This is a genomic window from Hymenobacter coccineus (genome assembly GCF_001816125.1).
In the GTDB taxonomy this organism is placed as follows: Bacteria; Bacteroidota; Bacteroidia; order Cytophagales; family Hymenobacteraceae; genus Hymenobacter; species Hymenobacter coccineus.
Genome location: NZ_MDZA01000012.1, coordinates 1 through 17,334, shown reverse-complemented (window position 1 = coordinate 17,334; position 17,334 = coordinate 1). Strand labels below are relative to the sequence as shown.

The following is a 17,334-nucleotide window of genomic DNA, read 5'->3' as shown; positions in this document are numbered from 1 at the left end:
CGCCCACCCGCTCGCGGCGGTGGCGCTCAGCCGGGGCCCCATCGGCCGCGGGGGCGGCCTCGGTGCCTTCAGCAGGAAGTTCGATAGGGGTTTCAGCAGCGTTTTCGGCCGCGGGCTGCACCGGAGCGGGAGCAGCTTCGGCCACTGATGCCTCCTGGGCTACCGCTGCTTCAGCCACGGGGGCAGCTACGGCAGCGGCTGGGATTGGGGCTACCTGCACGGCGGAGGGACCCTCCACAGCGGGCGGGGCCACGTCGGAGAAGGGCTGCTCGGCTACTGCGGACGCAGCGCGGCGACTGGTGCGGGCCGCGGCGGGGGCCCCGGCAGCAGCGCGGGGGGGCGCGGGCCGGTTTGGGAGTGACGGCGGGTGCAGCCTCCGTTACGGCCTCAGCTGCGGCTTCGGGGCCCGGTTGGGTGGCCTGCTGGTCCAGAATCTTGTATATCAAATCCTGCTTGCTAAGCCGCTTGAAATTGCCAACGTTGAGCTGCTCGGCAAGTTCTTTGAGGTCGGGCAGCAAACGGTCCTTCAACTCGTTGAGGGTGTGCATAGAAAAATTAGAGGGAGGGAATATCGGGGAGGGGCCGGCAGGCGGGCTTGGGGCCGCCAAAGGCGCACGGATGGCAACGGGGCGTATAAGCCGCCGGCCGAAGAACCGCGTCAGCGCGGCACAACAACACTAATCGGATGGAGCAATACGAATGGGGGCAACCCGGCGCTACTTATGAAAAGGCAGGGATGGGAGCGGACCAGCGGCACCCTCTGGGGGCGGCGGCCCGGCCACGGGGGCCGGTTGCTACCGCAATGTTAGGGCATTACGGGCAAACTGCCAAATCGGATGCCCGGCGGTCTACCTTTGCCGCCGATTCCAACAACCCGCGCCCCATGCTGCAAGTTTCCGTCCTCAAAGAACAAACCGACCGGGTACTGGCCGGCCTCGCCAAGAAGCACTACCCCACGGGCCCCGCCGACGTGGCCGCCATCCTCGACCTCGACCAGCGCCGCCGCGCCCTGCAAACCTCCCACGACGCCGCCCAAGCCGAAGCCAACGACTTGGCCCGCCAAATTGGGGCCCTAATGAAAAGCGGCGACAAGGCCGGCGCCGACACCCTGAAAATCCGCACCACGGCGCTCAAGCAGCACACCAAAACCGCCACCGACGAGCTGACGCAGGTGGAACTTGCCATCCAGCAGCTGCTCTACAAGCTGCCCAACCTGCCCCACGCCAGTGTGCCCGAAGGCCGCGCCGCTGCCGACAACGAACTGGTGCGCGAGCACGGCGCCATCCCCGAACTGTACGCCGGGGCCCAGCCGCACTGGGAGCTGATTAAGAAGTACGACATCATTGATTTTGAGCTGGGCATCAAAATCACCGGCGCCGGCTTCCCGGTATACAAGGGCCAGGGGGCCCGGCTGCAACGGGCGCTGGTCAACTTTTTCCTCGACGAGGCCCGCGAGGCCGGCTACACCGAAGTGCAGCCCCCCATCGTGGTGAACGAGGCCAGCGCCACCGCTACCGGCCAGCTGCCCGACAAGGAGGGCCAGATGTACCACGACGCCAAGGACGACCTCTACCTCATTCCCACGGCCGAAGTGCCGGTGACGAACCTCTACCGCGACGAAATTATTCCGGTCGAGAAGCTGCCCATCCGCAACACGGCTTACACTCCCTGCTTTCGCCGCGAAGCTGGCTCGTGGGGCGCCGACGTGCGGGGCCTCAACCGCCTGCACCAGTTCGACAAGGTGGAAATTGTGCAAATCACGCAGCCCGAAAACAGCTACGCCGCCCTCGACGGCATGGTGGCCCACATCGAGAGCCTGCTCCAAAAGCTGGGCCTGCCCTACCGCGTGCTGCGCCTGTGCGGCGGCGACATGGGCTTCACCAGCGCCCTGACCTACGATTTGGAGGTGTGGAGCGCCGCCCAAGGCCGCTGGCTCGAAGTATCGTCGGCGTCCAATTTCGAGACCTACCAGGCCAACCGCCTCAAGTGCCGCTACCGCGCCGACGGCGGCAAAACCCAGCTCCTGCACACGCTCAACGGCTCGGCCCTGGCCCTGCCCCGCATCGTGGCCGCCCTGCTGGAAAACAACCAAACGGCCGATGGCATCGAGCTGCCCGAGGTGCTGCACAGCTACTGCGGCTTCTCGCGGATTGGGTAAGTTTAACGCACTTACAAAGCGGCCCGCTCAATAACATTGAACGGGCCGCTTTTTTAATTGCTGAAAAGCTCAGGCCGGCGGCGTACTAGCGGCAGCGAATCGGCGCTAACATCTTCTTGTCCAAAACCACAAGCAGCACAGAAACGAGCTTCAGGCGTGCGGAGCGGTTTTTTGCACTGCGGACACGGTGGACCGTATTGTGCCACTTCGTGGTGCCGAACCGCGCTGGGATTGGTTTCCGCGAAGCCAGTCAGCAGCCGGTACATCTCCAGCATGGGTTGGCGCAGTCGGGCCATGCCCTCCAAATGCATGGGAATGAACAGGAGGCCCCGCCGCCGGTATTCCTCTTCAACAACACTCATTCCATCTACGTGCGCTTGGTGCACGAGGGCAGCCTCGGCCGGTTCTAGCATGGGCATTTCCTGCTGGCAACGCCAACACCACAGCATTTTCATGGACTAACTAATACTCCACCATTTGCTCGTCCACGTAGCACCAGAGCCACCGCTTGCCAGGCTGGGCGGAGGCAATAACGGGGTGCTGCGTGGCGTGGAAGTGCTGGGTGGCGTGCTTGTTCTTGGAGTCGTCGCAGCAGCCGACGTGGCCGCATTCCTGGCAGGTGCGCAGGTGCACCCAGGCGTCACCCAAGGCCACGCACTCGGGGCAGACGTGCTTGGTATCCGGGATGACGTGGGTAATTTGGGTGAGGTGCTGGCAGATGTTGGCCATGGCGGTGCGGAGTAGTTGTCAGGTATTAGTTGCTCATTATTAGATACCTAAGCGGGTTAATGACAGCTGCCAACGAGCAACTGATAATTAACCTTGGGGCCCTAGCGCCCGTCGCGGGGCGGCGGCAGGTTCAAATCTAACGCTTGGTCGTTCATGCACTTGAAATGGCCCTGCGGACATTTCGCAAACCCGATTTTGGAGCAAGGGCGGCAGCTCAGGTTCAGCACTTCCAGGGCCCTAAATTCGGTTTTGTAGGGGTACATGCCGAAGGCCGGTACCGTGTTGCCCCACACGCTGAAAATTTCCTTCTTGAACGCCGCCGCGATGTGCATCAGGCCCGTGTCGTGGCTCACCACCAGCTGCGCCTGCCGCACCAGCGAGGCCGACTGGTGCAGCGAATACCGCCCGCAACCGTTGTAAATGAGCGGACTAGCGAACCGCACCGGCGCGTTCTTCGGAAAGTAATACGGGCTCTCAGGGATGCGGGCCGGGGACTCGCCGTGGCCCGCGCCCGCGTCAAAGGCCAGCTCGATGACGTGGCCAGTGCTCTCGTCTTCGGGGCCCCGAGCAGCACGATGGGCCGGTTGAGCTTGGCGCACAGCGCGATGAGCTTCTCGACGGGCAGACGCTTGGTGGCGTGCTGGGCCCCGATGGCCACCGCTACGTAGCCGCGCTGGAAGCCCGCGGGCAGGTCGCGCAGGTCAATTTCCTGGCCTTCGGGGATGAAGTAGTCGAGGCCTTGGCCGTCGTTGCGCACCCCCAGGGGCGCGGCGGCGGCTAGGTAGCGGTCCACGATGTGAATTTTGGGCAGCGTGTTGACCTTGAAGTTGACCAGCAACCACTTCTGCGCGTTCAGCTTATCGAAGCTGGCCGACTTCACGTTGAGCTGCAGTTTGAGCAGCCGGGTGCGCAGGTTGTTGTGCAGGTCGACGATGAAGTCGAACTTCTCCGCCCGCAGCTCGCGCACCAAGTCGCGCAACGACCCGCTGAGCACGTGCACTTTGGCGATGTGCGGGTTGGGCTCCAGCAGGCCGCGGTAGGCGGGCTTGGTAGCAAAATGCACCTTCGCCCCCGGCACCTGCTGCGCCAGGGCCCGCACCACGGGCGTGGTCAGCACAATGTCGCCGATGGAGGAAAAGCGGAGAACGAGGATTTTCATTGTTGGAACTGGGACCGTTTCAATTAAAGAAACGGTCATGCCGAGCGCAGCGCAGCATCTTTCCCACAGCAGTAATCATGGTTAGTGACGCGGGAAAGATGCTGCGCTCGCTCGGCATGACGGCCTAGTATTTGAGTGGCAACGACCTACTCGAACAGCGACGCTTTGAAAACCTCCGGCGGCTTGATGGCGGCTTTGCGGGCCGCGAAGTAGGCCGCGGCCTCGTCCACCGATTTCGTGTTGAACGTCATCTCCTTGGTCAGCATGCCCTTGCGGCCCATCAGCACGCCGTAGCGGGTGTCGGCGTAGCCATCGGTGTGGTGGGCGTCGGGGTTGATGCTGAGCTGCACGCCCTGGTCGAGGGCGTAGCGCACCCAGCGCCAGTCGAGGTCGAGGCGCCAGGGGTTGGCGTTGATTTCGATGATGACCTGGTGCTGGGCACAGGCGTCGATGACGGCCTTGTAATCAATGGGATAGCCCTGGCGGCGCAGCAGCAGGCGGCCGGTGGGGTGGCCCAGCATGGTGCAGTACGGGTTGGCGATGGCGCGCAGCAGGCGGTCGGTGGCCTTGCGCTCGTCCATCTTCAGGTTGGAGTGCACCGAGGCCACGATGAAGTCGAAACTGGCCAGCACGTCGGGCGAGTAGTCCAGGGCCCCATCGCTGAGGATGTCGCTCTCTATTCCTTTGAAAATGCGGAAAGGGGCCAGCTCCTCGTTCAGCTTATCGATTTCCTGGTGCTGCTGGCGCACGCGGTCGGCGCTGAGGCCGTTGGCGTAGTGGGCGGCCTGCGAGTGGTCGCATATCCCGAGGTACTCGAAGCCGTGGTCGCGGAGCCAGGTGGCCATTTCGCGCAGCGAGTGGTTGCCGTCGGAGTAGGTGCTGTGGTTGTGCAGCGAGCCGCGGATGTCGCCGTCTTCGAGCAGGCGGGGCAGCTTGTTTTCGGCGGCCAGCGCGATTTCGCCCAGGCCCTCGCGCAGCTCGGGCACCAGGTATTGCAGGCCGGCTTTTTCGTAAATAAGCTCTTCCTGCGCGAATTTTTCGCGGCGGGCCCACTGGCGCAGTGTGGCCGGCTGGCCGGGGCCCTGGCCGGCGGCGTTGGGCAACGGTTCGGCAAGGTGGGCTTCGGTGGCGGTTTGCAGAAACAGCTCGTTCACGAAATCTTCCGGCGCCACCAGCAGCACTTCCACGGCCACGCCCGAGCCGGCGGCGGTGCCGCGCCAGGCAAAGGGCCCCGACTGCGCCGGCGCGGGCACCAGGCCTTCGAGCGAATTCAGCAGGTCGTGCGCTTTTTCGGGCGCATCAGTGGCGGCCACCAGGGCCACGGTTTCCACAGTTTCGAGGCGGCGGCGGGTTTCGCCGGCCACGGCCACCTGCTCGGTGCCGAGGGCTTCGCGCAGGCGGCGGGCCAAGGCCTCGCCCAGCTCCTCGGCCTGCGGGTAGAGCAGCTTGCCCTTGCTTTGATCGGTGAATTCGAGGGCCTCCAGGATACCCTGCTGGGTTTTCTGGCCGAAGCCCTTCAGCTTGCTTACCTGGTCGGCCTCGGCGGCGTCGCGCAGCTGTTCGGCGCTTTCGATGCCCAGCTCGTGCCACAGGGCCCTGATTTTCTTCGGGCTGATACCCTTGATTTTCAGCAGCTCCACCACGCCGGGCGGGGTGATTTCGAGCAGGCGCTGCAAGTCCGAGAACGTGCCGGTGTCGAGCAGCTCGGCTACTTTGGCGGCGGCGGTTTTGCTCAGGCCGGTGCGGTCGGGCAGGCCGGGGCGTTCCACCTCGGCCACCGGGAAGCTCAGGGCCTCCAGGGCCGTGGCGGTGCCTTCGATGGCGCGAATTTTAAAGGGGTTTTCGTCGTGCAGCTCCATGAGCTGCGCCGCCAGCCGAAAGGCGTGGGTAAGGGCGCGGTTGTCCACAGGAATAGGTCGTTTGGGTGAGCGAAGGTACCGCCGGGCGTAGCTTGCGGGCCCCGGCGGGGGCCCCGCGGGGCTGCCCGCCGCTTCGATTGGTGCTTACGTTAAACCCGTTGTTCATGGCCCTCCCCTTCTCCCGTTGGCTGGCGGTGCTGCCGCTGGCGCTCGTGGCCGCCACGTGCCAGCCGCGCCGCCCCGACCGCCTGCCCGCTTCCCCCGCCGATTTGCAGGGCACCTGGCTGCAATCGAACGAAGAAACCCGCGGCGACACGCTCGTGTACCGGCCCAACACCTACAAGTTCCCGCCCAGCCGGGGCCGCACGGGCTTCGCCATTGGACCGGCGGGGCGCTTCACCGAGTTCGACATTGCCCCCACCGATGGCCTTGATGGGCACGAGGGCACATGGACGGCCCCCGACCCGGCCCATTTGCGCATCCATTTGGCCGACGGCAGCACGCCCGATTATATGCTAGAAATTGTTTCGCTGCGCCAAAACGTGCTGGAGCTGCGGCGGCAGCAGCCCGGCGTGGCGGAGGTGCACTGATACTTTCCAGACGATGTTCGAGGCGGAAAGCGTAATTTTCCACCACTTTTCTGACCCGAGTGCCGCGTTAGCCGGCGGCCGGTGCCGGGCGTAGCGCCTGCGCGCCGGGCCGCAGGCCGGCGTGGCCTTCGCCCCCTACGCCTGCCGTTGCGAACCGTTTTCCCGACGGGGCGCGGGCCCGCCGCTACCCTATTTCATCCATGAATTTATCTTCAATTTCTGCGCTGGCTTTGGCGGGCGCACTGGCAGTTTCGGCGGTGCCCGCGGCCGCTGCTGGGGGCCCTACGGCCGCTCCTGCCCACCACCAGAAAGCCGCGCCGGCTGCCGTCGACCGCATCGACCCCACGTACTGGTTTGTGGGCATGAAAAACCCCCAGGTACAGCTGCTAGTGCACGGCCCGGGCCTGGCCAGCAGCACCGTGGAGCAGCCCAACTACCCCGGTGTCACGCTAGATAAGGTGGACAAGCTCACCAGCTCCAACTACCTGTTGCTCAGCCTCACGGTGCGGCCCGATGCCAAGCCAGGCAAGCTCAAGCTGCAATTCAAGGGCGCCAAGAATTTCACGTACAGCTACGAGCTGCGGGCCCGCAACTCCGACCCTGATCGCACCCAGGGCCTCACGCAGGCCGACTTCGTGTACATGCTGATGCCCGACCGTTTTTCGAACGGCGACCCGAAGAACGACGTGGTGAAGAGCACTCGCGTGAACCACATCGCCCGCGACTCGATGTACGCCCGCCACGGCGGCGACTTGAAGGGCATCGAGAACCACTTCGGCTACTTCAAGCAGCTGGGGGCCACGGCTATCTGGCCCACGCCCATCGTGGAAAACGACATGCCCAAGGCCAGCTACCACGGCTACGCCGTGACGGATTGCTACAAGGTAGACCCGCGCTACGGCACCAACGCCGAGTACGTGCAATTCGTGAAAAACGCGCACAAACAGGGCCTCAAAGTGGTGCAGGACATCGTGCTGAACCACTGGGGCAGCTACCACCACTTGTTCCGCGACCAGCCGGCGGCCGACTGGTTCCACGCGTTTCCCACCTTCACGCGCAGCAACTACAACGCCTTCACGCTCAACGACCCCTACGCCTCCCAGATTGACCGCAAGCTGGAAAACGACGGCTGGTTCGATACCACGATGCCCGACGTGAACCAGAGCAACCCACTGGTGGCCACGTACTTGATCCAGAACTTCTTATGGTGGGTGGAAAGCACCGGCCTCGACGGCTACCGCATCGACACGTACCCATATTCGGAGCCGCAGTTCCTGATGGCGTGGGGCAAGGCCATTGCCGACGAGTACCCCAAGCTGGCGCTGTTTGGCGAGGCTTGGGAGGGCACCGAGGCCGAGCAGGCGTTCTTCGCGCAGAGCATTTTTCCGGCCGTTAACGGGTTTAAGTCCAACTTGCCGGGAGTGCTTGATTTCCAGATTTGTTTCGGCATTGGCGACGTGCTGAAGGGCGACAACGGCGACCTAACCAAGCTGTATAGGGCCCTGCAGGGCGACTGGATGTACACCGACGCCACGCGCAACGTGCCGTTCCTCGACAACCACGACATGAGCCGGTTCTACTCGGTGATCGGCGAGGACTTTGCCAAGTACAAGATGGGCCTGGCCTGGCTGCTGACCTTGCGCGGCACGCCGCAGCTCTACTACGGCACGGAAGTGCTGATGAAGAACTTCTCGGACCCCGACGGCAAGGTGCGCGAGGACTTCCCCGGCGGCTGGGCCAGCGACAAAACCAACTACTTCGCGGCCCGCCCGGGCCAGGCCGGCGAGGCCTTTGACTACGTGAGCAAGCTGGCCAACTACCGCAAGAGCCACCCCGTGCTTAGCAGCGGCAAGCTCATGCAGTTCATCCCGCAGGACGGCGTGTACACTTATTTCCGCTACACCGACGCGGGGGAGTGCGTGATGGTCATCGCCAACAACACCAAGGACGCCAAAACCGTGGACGGCAACCGCTTCGCCGAGCGCACCGCCGGCTTCGCCTCGGGCCAAGACGTGGTAACCGGGGCCCCCGTGCCCGACTTGAAAAACCTGGCCGTGCCCGCCCACACGGTGATGGTGGTTGAATTGAAAAAATAGATTTGGAAGTGGGGCCCCCAGGGCCCCATCTTCATCGCGCATCTCCCTAAATCCCACCCACTTCGCTATGGCTGCTGGTGCCGTCACGTCCGTCCCTTCTACCCACGCCAAGCCCCGCCTCTCGTTCTGGCAAATCTGGAACATGAGCTTCGGCTTCCTCGGCATCCAGTTCGGCTTTGCCCTGCAAAACGCCAACGTGAGCCGGATTTTCGAGACGATGGGCGCCAAAACCGATGAAATTGCCTTTCTGTGGCTGGCCGCGCCCGCCACGGGCCTCATTGTGCAGCCCATCATCGGCTACCTCTCCGACCGCACCTGGAGCCCGCGCTGGGGCCGGCGCCGGCCCTACTTCTTGGTGGGCGCCATCCTGGCGTCGCTCTCGCTGCTGGTGATGCCCAACGTGACGGCCCTGTGGATGGCCGCCGGCATGCTCTGGATCATGGATTCGAGCATCAACATCAGCATGGAGCCGTTCCGGGCCCTGGTGGGCGACTTGCTGCCCTCGGAGCAGCGCACCACCGGCTTCGGGGCCCAAACCTTCTTCATCGGCGTGGGGGCCGTGGTGGCCTCGTCGCTGCCCTGGGTGCTCACCAACTGGTTCCACGTGTCGAACGTGGCCGCGATGGGGCACATCCCGGCGTCGGTGCGCTACTCGTTCACGGCGGGCGGCGTGGTGTTTTTCCTGGCCGTGCTCTGGACGGTGCTGCGCACCCGTGAGTACCCACCGGCCGACTTGGCCGAGTTTGAGGCCGAAAAAGCCCGCACCGCCGGCTTTGCGCACGGCTTCCGGGAGTCGTTCGCCGGCATTTTCAAAATGCCCAAAACCATGCGCCAGCTGGCCGTAGTGCAGTTTTTCTCGTGGTTCGCGCTGTTCTCGATGTGGATTTACACCACGCAAGCTGTCACCAGCCACGTGTTCCACACCACCGATACCACCTCGGCGCTCTACAACAAGGGCGGCGACTGGGTGGGCGTGTGCTTCTCGGTCTACAACGGCTTGTCTGCCGTGATGGCGCTGCTGCTGCCGCTGGTAGCGCGCCGCACCAGCCGGCGCTTCACCCACATGCTGGCCCTGGTGCTGGGCGGGCTGGGGCTGATTTCGATCTACTTCATCCACGACTACCACTACATTTTGCTGTCGATGGTGGGCGTGGGCATTGCCTGGGCCAGCATCCTGAGTGTGCCTTACGCCATGCTCGCGGGGGCCCTGCCGTCGAACAAAATGGGCTACTACATGGGGGTGTTCAACTTTTTCGTGGTGCTGCCGCAGGGCGCGGCCGGCCTCATCCTGGGGCCCCTCACTAAGCATGTGTTCCACGGCCAGTCCATTTACACCCTGATGGTGGGCGGCGCGGCCATGATCATCGCCGGCCTGCTCACCCTCACGGTGGACGACGTGGACGACGTACCCGTGGCCACCACCGGCGAGCCGGCCGAAAACTTTGGCTACGGCACCCCCGCCACCCGGGCGTAACGTGTAGCGCGAATTGCAACGCGAACCTTGTAGTTCGCAGCTCTCGCTTCGTTCTGCCGATTAATCGTTCAGCGACGCGAACTACAAAGTTCGCGCTACATCCTCCCCCATGCTCCTCCGCTTTGCCCTTTTAGGGGCCCTATTTGTCGCCGCTCCCCTCCTCCCCGCTGGGGCCCAAACCGCGCCGGCTGCCAAGGCAGCGCCTGCCAACCTGGTGGCCAACTGGGGCCTGAATGATTTGGCCGCGGCCCAGGCACAGGCCAAGGCTACCAATCGGCCCATCGTGGTTGTGTTTTCGGGCTCCGATTGGTGCGCGCCGTGCGTGAAGTACGAGCGCGAGGTATTTGCCCAGCCCGCCTTCGTGGCCTACGCCAAGGACCGGCTGGTACTGGCCCATTTCGACTACCCGCAGAAGCCCCAGAACCAGCCGTCGCCCGAGCAGATCAAGCGCAACGATGCGGCCAAGGCGCAACTAAACCGCGAGGGCGAGTTTCCGCTGGCCGTAGTGGTAGCGCCCGACGGCAAAATCCTGGGCAAGATTGGCTACGTCAGCGGGGGCCCCGCGGGCTTCGAGGCGTACTTGAAAACGTTGCTGGGCAAGTAAGTTGATAGCCTTACCTGCTTAGTTAAGAAGCCGTCTGTCATGCTGACGAAGGAAGCATCTTATCACCGCAGAACAACTCGTTCCAACGTGATAAGATGCTTCCTTCGTCAACATGACGGACGGCTCTGGCTTACAGCAACTAGCAGCTTTAGGCCTTGGCCACGGCCAGAGCTTCCCGCACCAGCGGGGCCACGCGCGTGCCGAGCAGCTCGATGGCGTGCAGCATTTTGGCGTGGGGCAGCAGCAGGTTAGTCATTTGGATGGAGATGCGCGCCAGGCCGCCCAGCGATTCGCTGACGGCCAGCAGCTTGGCCGCCACCGTTTCGGGGTCGCCGATCATGAAGGCGCCGCGGGGGCCCCGGGTGGCGTCGTACTGCCCGCGGGTGGGCGCCGGGAAGCCGCGCTCCTTGCTGATGGTGGCGAACATTTTGGCGTAGCCGGGGTAGAAATCGTCGGCCGCCTGCTGGGTGGTGTCGCCCACGAAGCCGAAGAGGTGGACGCCCACCTTCAGCTGCTCGGCGGGGTGGCCGGCGCGGCGGCCGGCCTCGCGGTACAGGTCCACGAGCGGGCGGAAGCGGTGCGGCTCGCCGCCGATGATGGCAATCATGAGGGGCAAGCCCAGGGTGCCGGCGCGCACGAACGACTCGGGCGTACCGCCTACGCCCAGCCAGATGGGCAGCTTTTCTTGCAACGGACGCGGGTAAATGCCTTGGTTTTTGAGCGGGGCCCGGTGCCGGCCCGACCACGTGACGGTGGCGTTGTCGCGGATTTTCAGCAGCAGGTCCAGCTTTTCGGTGAAGAGCGAATCGTAGTCGTTCAGGTTCAGGCCGAAGAGCGGGAATGCCTCCGTGAACGAGCCGCGGCCCACAATAAGGGCGGCGCGGCCCTGCGAAAGCAGGTCGAGCGTGGCGAAGTTCTGGAACACGCGCACCGGGTCGTCGGCGCTGAGCACGGTCACGGCGCTGTTGAGGTGAATGCGCTTGGTGCGCGCCGCCGCCGCCGCCAAAATCATGGCCGGGGCCGCGTCGAGGAAGTCGCGGCGGTGGTGCTCGCCGATTCCGAAGGTGTCGAGGCCCACTTCGTCGGCCAGGGCAATTTCTTCCAGCAGTTGCTGCATGCGGTCGGCCGGACCGATGGGCTGGCCCGTGGCCGGATCAATACCCGCCGCCACGAAGCTGTCGATTCCAATTAACAATTGATTGCTCATGGGTTTGTGTGGTTGAAAGTCTGTTGTTTTAATAAGCAAAAAGCTATAAAAAGGCCGTCATGCAGAGCGTAGCAAAGCATCCTTCCTGCTTAACTAATTATGGGATATTCAACCAGGAACCGTCATGCTGAGCTTGCGAAGCATCCTATCAGGGTAGCACGGGTCGTTCAGCGGCGACAGGATGCTTCGCAAGCTCAGCATGACAGTTCCTGGTTGGATGGCCAAATACTTAGTGGTTAATAGGGGCCTCAATGAGTAGAAACCGCGCGTCGGCGCTGGTTTCGAAGCGGACGGCGTCGGTGTCCCAGATACCCAGGCTGTCGCGCGTGCCTACTTCTTGACCCGCTACCGTCACGGTGCCGCTGATGACGAACAGGAACACCATCTTATTCAGCGGCTTGAGGGCGTAATCCACTACGGTGGGCTGCTCGTAGTGGCCCAACGAGAGCTTGGCGTTCTGGTTGATCCAGCAGTGGGCCTGGCCTTCCTCGTTGCTGACGATGGTGGTGAGCTGGTTGCGGCGCTTCTCCTCTGGGAACTGGCGGCGCTGGTAGCGGGGCCCCACGTTTTGCAGCTTGGGCTCGATCCAGATTTGCAGGAAGTTTACCTCGTCCTCGCCCACGTTGTACTCCTCGTGGCGCAGGCCGGTGCCGGCGCTCATGATTTGCACGCTGCCGGGCGTTATCACTTCCGAGTAGCCCAGCGAGTCCTTGTGGTTCATGGAGCCGGCCAGCAGCACGGAAATGATTTCCATGTTGGCGTGCCCGTGAATGCCGAAGCCGCCGCCGGGCTGCACAAAGTCGTCGTTGAACACCCGCAGCAGCCCAAAGCCGTTGCGCAGCGGGTTGGCGTAGGAGCTGAAGCTGAGCGTGAAATTGCTTTGCAGCCAGCCAATGTCTTTGAGGCCCCGGTCGGCGGCGCGGGTGAGGTGGGTTTGCATGGGAACTAAGGGAATAATTTTGGGGCGCCAACCGGCGTGGTAGCCAGCCAGCAGCGCGTGCTGGTCAGCAAATGTACATACATTAAATGTATGTACATGGTTTCAACAAAGAATTTATTTCCCTCGCACTGCATGAATTACTGGCTCGTCAAATCTGAACCCGAAGCTTACTCCTGGGCCGACTTCCTGCGCGACGACGGCACGGCCTGGACCGGTGTGCGCAACTACCAGGCCCGCAACAACTTGAGCCTGATGCAGCCCGGCGACCAAGTCCTCTTCTATCACAGCGTGAGCGAAAAAGCCGTGGTGGGCCTGGCCGAAGTAGCCGCCTTGGCCGCCCCCGACGCCACCGCCGAAACCGGCTCGCCCTGGGTGGCGGTGGCCCTGCGCCCGGTGGGGGCCCTGGCCCGCCCGGTGGCGCTGGCTACTCTCAAGGCCGACGCCCGGCTGGCCGAGTTAGCCCTGCTGCGGCAGTCGCGCCTGTCGGTGCTGCCGGTGCGGCCCGACGAATTCGACCTGATTTTGGCCCTAGGCGCGGCGTAAGTTGGGGCCCCGAGCCGAACGACTTGGCCGCGGCCCACGTTTAGCTAACGCGCCGGGGCTTGCATAGCCCCGGCGCAGGTTGTATCTTTAAAATACTGCCGCGCCCGGACCCCCACCCCCGGCCGGCCAACTAGCCGAACGGGCATGAAAACACTGTACTCCTTACTGTTGGCAGCGTGCTTGCTGCTGGGCCCCACCAGGCCCCTGCGCGCCCAGGACCGGGGCACTGCGCCCCTACCGCCGCCCCCCGGGGCCCCCACCCAGGCCGCCCGCATCGAGCTCGACCTGGACCCCAACACCAGCGAAGCCCACGTGCAGGCCCTGCCGGCCGATAGCTCGGTGGTGGTACTGCTGGGACGGCCCAACCGGCCGGGGGGCCGCGAAACGCTGTTTGCGTTTCAGCAGTACGACCGCGACCTGCACCTGCGCACCGAGCGGGCCGTGGACGTGCCCGACGAATTCAGCTTCGCGCGCATCTGCGCCGAGCCGCGCATCGTGTACGCCCTGTTCAGCTCGACGCGGGTACCCGGCCGGTTCTTGGTGGCGGCCTACGACGCCCAGGGCGGCCAGGTCCTCACGCAGGTGTTCGACACGAAGACGGTGCGCAACGTGGTGGACCTGAAGGCGATGGACGGGCATTTGTTTGCCACCGTAACGCTTAACGACGGCCAGCACCTCACGGCGCTGCTGCTGGACGTGGCCACCGGCCGGCTGCAATTCCTCTCCTCGGTGTACGAGCAGCTGCCCACCCAGCTCAGCTTCGTGGCCGATGCCACCGCCGGCCGCGCCGAGTACGTGCTCACCCAAACCAACGGCCGCAAGAGCCGCCTCCAGCTCAAGCAGCTCACCGACCGCGGGCAGCTCGTCAGCTCCGAATACGTGCAGGCCCAGAGCGACCGCAGCCTCATTACGGCCCAGCTCAGCCCGCCCCAGGACACGAGCACGCGCCTGCTCACGGGCACCTACTCGCTGCGCGACCCTGGCTACGCCCAGGGCCTGTTTGCCACCGACCTGAGCGCGGCGGCGTGGGGCAGTCGGCGCTGAAATTCTACGATTTCCGGCGGCTGAAGCACTTTTTCGACTACCTCAACCCCGCCCACCTGGCCCGCCTCGAGCGCCGTAACGAGCGCATCGACGCCACCGACGCCGAGCCCCAGCGCTGGCGCTACCGCCTGCTGCTGCACGAATTGCTGCCCCAACCCGACGGCGGCTACGCGCTGGTGGCCGAAGTGTACGCTCCCCATTTTCGCAGCACCGCCTACAGCGGCAGCCGCTACTACAGCTCGGGCTACGGTCGCAACAGCCTGCCCGGCTACGCGGGTGTGCCCTTCGAGCTGCCAGTGGGCATGAACAGCGCCTACGGCAATCCGCGCGACGCCGACGGCTACCAAACCAGCCACGTGGTGGTCTGCGGCTTCGACCGTGCCGGGGCCCTGCTTTGGGATAACACCTACGTGCTCAACGACGTGCACCGCCGCGACCTGGAGGAAGCCGTGCGCCTGCTGCCCTTGCCCGATGGCCGCCTGGCCCTGGCCTACCTGCGCGACGACCAGCTGCACTACAAGCTGGTGGACCGCGATGCCACGGGCCCCAACGACTTGGCCGTGCCCTTGTTCACACCCCCCGCCGACTCGCCCTACAAGATCCTGGACTCGGAGCCTGACGAGCTGCTGCCTTGGTTCGGCACCCGCTTCGTGGCCAGCGGCTACCAGCGCGTGCGCCGCCCCGGAGCCCCCGACCGCGACGTGTTTTTCCTAAACGCGGTGGCTTTTTAAGCTAGTTGTCAGTTGTCAGTCAACGATTTACTAGCAAACGAACAACTGACAACGAGCAACTGACAACTAAAAAATTAGGGCCCCGGGGCGCGGGTTGGCCCGGCGTTTGCGGCGCGGCGCGGGCGGCGGGCCGTCTGTTCCCCGCCGCCTTTTCGTCATGCTGAAGCGCTTTATTGCCCCATTTTCCTCGTTTTTCTTACTCGGTTTGCTACTGCTGGCGGGTTGCCGCGCCGGCGGGCCCGGCGGGGCCCCGGCCCGCACGGTGGCCGCTTTCTTCAACAAGTACGACGGCCAGCCCGGCTTCCACACCACCCAGTGGTCGGCCGATTTGCTCCAGCGCCTGGCTTTGGTGAAGGCCGCCAAGCTGCTCGGCGGCTCCGAACTGACGGACGGCATCACGGGCATCCGCTCGGCGCGGTTCATTAGCTTCGTGCCCGTATCGGCGGCGGCGCAGGGGCTGGCCCGGGAAGGCTTACGCAGTGAGGCTGCCGGAGTGCTGCAAAATGAGCGCTACACCACCCTGAGCGCGGGGGCCGCGGCCAGCAGCTACCAGGTATCCACCCGCGGCAGCGGCGACAAAGTAGCGGAGTTTGCTGCCGTGGGCCAGCTGCCCGACGAGGCCAATTCCTTTGTACTGGTCTCAGTACAGGGCAATTTCACCCAGGCCCAGGTGCAGGCCCTCAGCAAGTACCTGCCGGCGCTGGTGCAGGCCACGGGGAAATGAGTTAAAAATTAAAAATGAGAAATTAAAAATGCCGCTGAGTAGCCCCAGCGGCATTTTTAATTTCTCATTTTTAATTTTTAATTCCCCTTCTGCATCAGGCGCTCGATGTCGTCGGCTTCGAGGGGGATATTGACCATCAGGTTTTCGTTGCCGTCGGCGGTAAGCAGGTAGTCGTTTTCGAGGCGGATGCCCAGGTTTTCGTCGGGGATGTAGATGCCCGGCTCGATGGTGTACACCATGCCCGCTTCGAAGGTGCGGTACTTGAGGCCCACGTCGTGCACGTCGAGGCCCAGGTAGTGGCTGGTGCCGTGCATGAAGTACTTTTTGTAAAGCGGCTGGTCGGGGTTTTGGGCGGCCACGTCCTCGGCTTTCAGCAGGCCGAGCTTGACGAGCTCCTGCTCCATTTTTTCGCCCACGCTTTTGTGGTAGGCTTCGATTTCGTTGCCGGCCCGCAACTGGGTTTCGGCGTAGCGCATCACGGCCAGCACCGATTCGTACACCTCGCGCTGGCGGGGGCTGAACTTGCCGCTGACGGGGATGCTGCGGGTGAGGTCGGCGGCGTAGTTGGCGTACTCGGCGCCGAAGTCCATCAGAATCACATCGCCGGCCTGGCACTGCTCGTCGTTGGTGGTGTAGTGCAGCACGGTGGCGTTTTTGCCACTCCCGATGATGCTGCCGTAGGCGGGGCCCCGGCTGCGGTTGCGCAGGAACTCGTGCACGATTTCGGCCTCAATCTCGAACTCCCACACGCCCGGCTGCACAAAGCCCAGCACCCGGCGCAGCGCCTTTTCGGTGATGTTGCAGGCCGTGCGCAGGGCCTCCACCTCCTGGGGCCCCTTGATGGCGCGCAGCCCGTGCAGCAGCGGCGCGGCGCGGCGGTAGGTGTGCAGCGGGTACTGCGCCTGGATGGCCTTGATGAAGCGGGCGTCGCGCGTTTCCACCTCCACCACGGACCGGATGTGCTCGTTCGAGTTCAGGTACACCTGCTCGGCCTCGTTCATCAGGGCGGGCAGCACGGTTTTGAAGTTCTCCAGCCACATAATGGTGGGGATGCCCGAGTTTTGGCGGGCCTGCTCCTTGGTCAGCTTGTGGCCTTCCCATACCAAAATCAGGTCGGAAGTTTCCTTTAAAAACAGGATTTCGCGGTGGCTTTCGAGCCGGGCGTTGGGCGCAATGACGAGGATGCTTTCCTCTTGATCGACGCCCGAGAGGTAGAACAAGTCGCTGCTCTGCCGGAAGCCCATTGAGCCGTCGGCGTTGGTGGGCATGATGTCGTTGGACTGGAAAATGGCCAACGAATTGGCCGGCAGCAGCTCGCGGAAGCGGCGGCGGTTCTCAACAAAAAGCTCGGGGGGCCAGGGGGGCGTAGCGCATAGCGGAGGTGAGGTGGGTTAGGGGCCGCAAGTTAGCGGCGCGGGGCGTTCCGGCGGCGGGCCGTAAGTTGCCGCTGCAAACGGCCCCCGTCCCCAGCCGCTA

At 64.1% G+C, this 17,334-nt stretch carries 16 protein-coding genes and 1 pseudogene; 9 read left to right on the top strand and 8 right to left on the bottom strand.

The features are described from left to right. Positions 1-238: hypothetical protein (locus tag BEN49_RS28620; protein WP_438831767.1), on the bottom strand; the 238-nt coding region annotated here is incomplete at its 3' end. Beyond that, positions 171-548 (bottom strand): Rho termination factor N-terminal domain-containing protein, encoded by a 378-nt coding sequence (locus BEN49_RS26215; RefSeq protein WP_094123080.1) that lies wholly within the window; start codon positions 546-548, stop codon positions 171-173. The genes BEN49_RS28620 and BEN49_RS26215, both read right to left, overlap by 68 nt. 335 nt (positions 549-883) lie before the next feature. On the opposite strand from BEN49_RS26215, the gene serS reads away from it, so the two are divergent. After that, the gene (gene serS / locus BEN49_RS01105; RefSeq protein ID WP_070739555.1) at positions 884-2,158 is read left to right on the top strand and encodes a serine--tRNA ligase; all 1,275 of its coding nucleotides are present in this window, start codon (positions 884-886) and stop codon (positions 2,156-2,158) included. 462 nt (positions 2,159-2,620) lie between these two features. Here serS and BEN49_RS01095 read toward each other — a convergent pair whose 3' ends face one another. From BEN49_RS01095 to BEN49_RS01085, 3 genes and pseudogenes are all read right to left on the bottom strand, one after another. Next, positions 2,621-2,887: a UBP-type zinc finger domain-containing protein gene (locus BEN49_RS01095; protein ID WP_070739537.1), complete on the bottom strand. Its 267-nt coding sequence runs from the start codon at positions 2,885-2,887 to the stop codon at positions 2,621-2,623. 101 nt (positions 2,888-2,988) lie between these two features. Further along, positions 2,989-4,046: pseudogene (locus BEN49_RS01090) on the bottom strand (glycosyltransferase family 9 protein). A gap of 146 nt (positions 4,047-4,192) precedes the next feature. Next, a complete protein-coding gene (locus tag BEN49_RS01085; protein ID WP_070739534.1) occupies positions 4,193-5,953 on the bottom strand; it encodes a DNA polymerase/3'-5' exonuclease PolX in 1,761 nt (586 codons plus the stop codon). 116 nt (positions 5,954-6,069) lie between these two features. On the opposite strand from BEN49_RS01085, the gene BEN49_RS01080 reads away from it, so the two are divergent. The 4 genes from BEN49_RS01080 to BEN49_RS01065 all read left to right on the top strand — a co-directional run bounded on the left by BEN49_RS01080 (position 6,070) and on the right by BEN49_RS01065 (position 10,669). Beyond that, positions 6,070-6,495: a hypothetical protein gene (locus tag BEN49_RS01080; RefSeq protein WP_070739552.1), complete on the top strand. Its 426-nt coding sequence runs from the start codon at positions 6,070-6,072 to the stop codon at positions 6,493-6,495. Positions 6,496-6,695: 200 nt separating this feature from the next. Next, on the top strand, positions 6,696-8,591 hold the full coding sequence (locus tag BEN49_RS01075; RefSeq protein WP_070739531.1) for an alpha-amylase family glycosyl hydrolase: 1,896 nt from the start codon (positions 6,696-6,698) through the stop codon (positions 8,589-8,591). A 67-nt stretch (positions 8,592-8,658) separates the two neighbouring features. After that, entirely contained in the window at positions 8,659-10,065 is a 1,407-nt protein-coding gene (locus tag BEN49_RS01070; RefSeq protein WP_070739528.1) for an MFS transporter, read from the top strand. 109 nt (positions 10,066-10,174) lie between these two features. Then, positions 10,175-10,669, top strand: coding sequence for a thioredoxin family protein (locus tag BEN49_RS01065; protein ID WP_083325652.1), 495 nt, complete (start codon positions 10,175-10,177; stop codon positions 10,667-10,669). A gap of 148 nt (positions 10,670-10,817) precedes the next feature. Here the strand turns inward: BEN49_RS01065 and BEN49_RS01060 are convergent, their stop codons facing one another. Together BEN49_RS01060 and BEN49_RS01055 are read right to left on the bottom strand one after the other, a co-directional pair. Continuing rightward, positions 10,818-11,876: an LLM class flavin-dependent oxidoreductase gene (locus tag BEN49_RS01060; RefSeq protein WP_204376021.1), complete on the bottom strand. Its 1,059-nt coding sequence runs from the start codon at positions 11,874-11,876 to the stop codon at positions 10,818-10,820. A 229-nt stretch (positions 11,877-12,105) separates the two neighbouring features. Further along, entirely contained in the window at positions 12,106-12,816 is a 711-nt protein-coding gene (locus BEN49_RS01055; RefSeq protein ID WP_070739525.1) for a pirin family protein, read from the bottom strand. 132 nt (positions 12,817-12,948) lie between these two features. On the opposite strand from BEN49_RS01055, the gene BEN49_RS01050 reads away from it, so the two are divergent. The 4 genes from BEN49_RS01050 to BEN49_RS01035 all read left to right on the top strand — a co-directional run bounded on the left by BEN49_RS01050 (position 12,949) and on the right by BEN49_RS01035 (position 15,858). Continuing rightward, the gene (locus BEN49_RS01050) at positions 12,949-13,359 is read left to right on the top strand and encodes an EVE domain-containing protein (protein WP_070739522.1); all 411 of its coding nucleotides are present in this window, start codon (positions 12,949-12,951) and stop codon (positions 13,357-13,359) included. Positions 13,360-13,503: 144 nt separating this feature from the next. Next, positions 13,504-14,403, top strand: a complete 900-nt coding sequence (locus BEN49_RS01045; RefSeq protein WP_125916387.1) for a hypothetical protein — start codon at positions 13,504-13,506, stop codon at positions 14,401-14,403. Continuing rightward, positions 14,385-15,134 (top strand): hypothetical protein, encoded by a 750-nt coding sequence (locus BEN49_RS01040; protein ID WP_070739516.1) that lies wholly within the window; start codon positions 14,385-14,387, stop codon positions 15,132-15,134. The genes BEN49_RS01045 and BEN49_RS01040 overlap by 19 nt, the downstream gene beginning before the upstream one ends. A 157-nt stretch (positions 15,135-15,291) precedes the next feature. After that, positions 15,292-15,858, top strand: coding sequence for a DUF4252 domain-containing protein (locus BEN49_RS01035; RefSeq protein WP_070739513.1), 567 nt, complete (start codon positions 15,292-15,294; stop codon positions 15,856-15,858). Positions 15,859-15,935: 77 nt separating this feature from the next. Here BEN49_RS01035 and BEN49_RS01030 read toward each other — a convergent pair whose 3' ends face one another. Beyond that, entirely contained in the window at positions 15,936-17,153 is a 1,218-nt protein-coding gene (locus tag BEN49_RS01030) for an aminopeptidase P N-terminal domain-containing protein (protein ID WP_438831766.1), read from the bottom strand. Positions 17,154-17,334 lie beyond the last annotated feature (181 nt).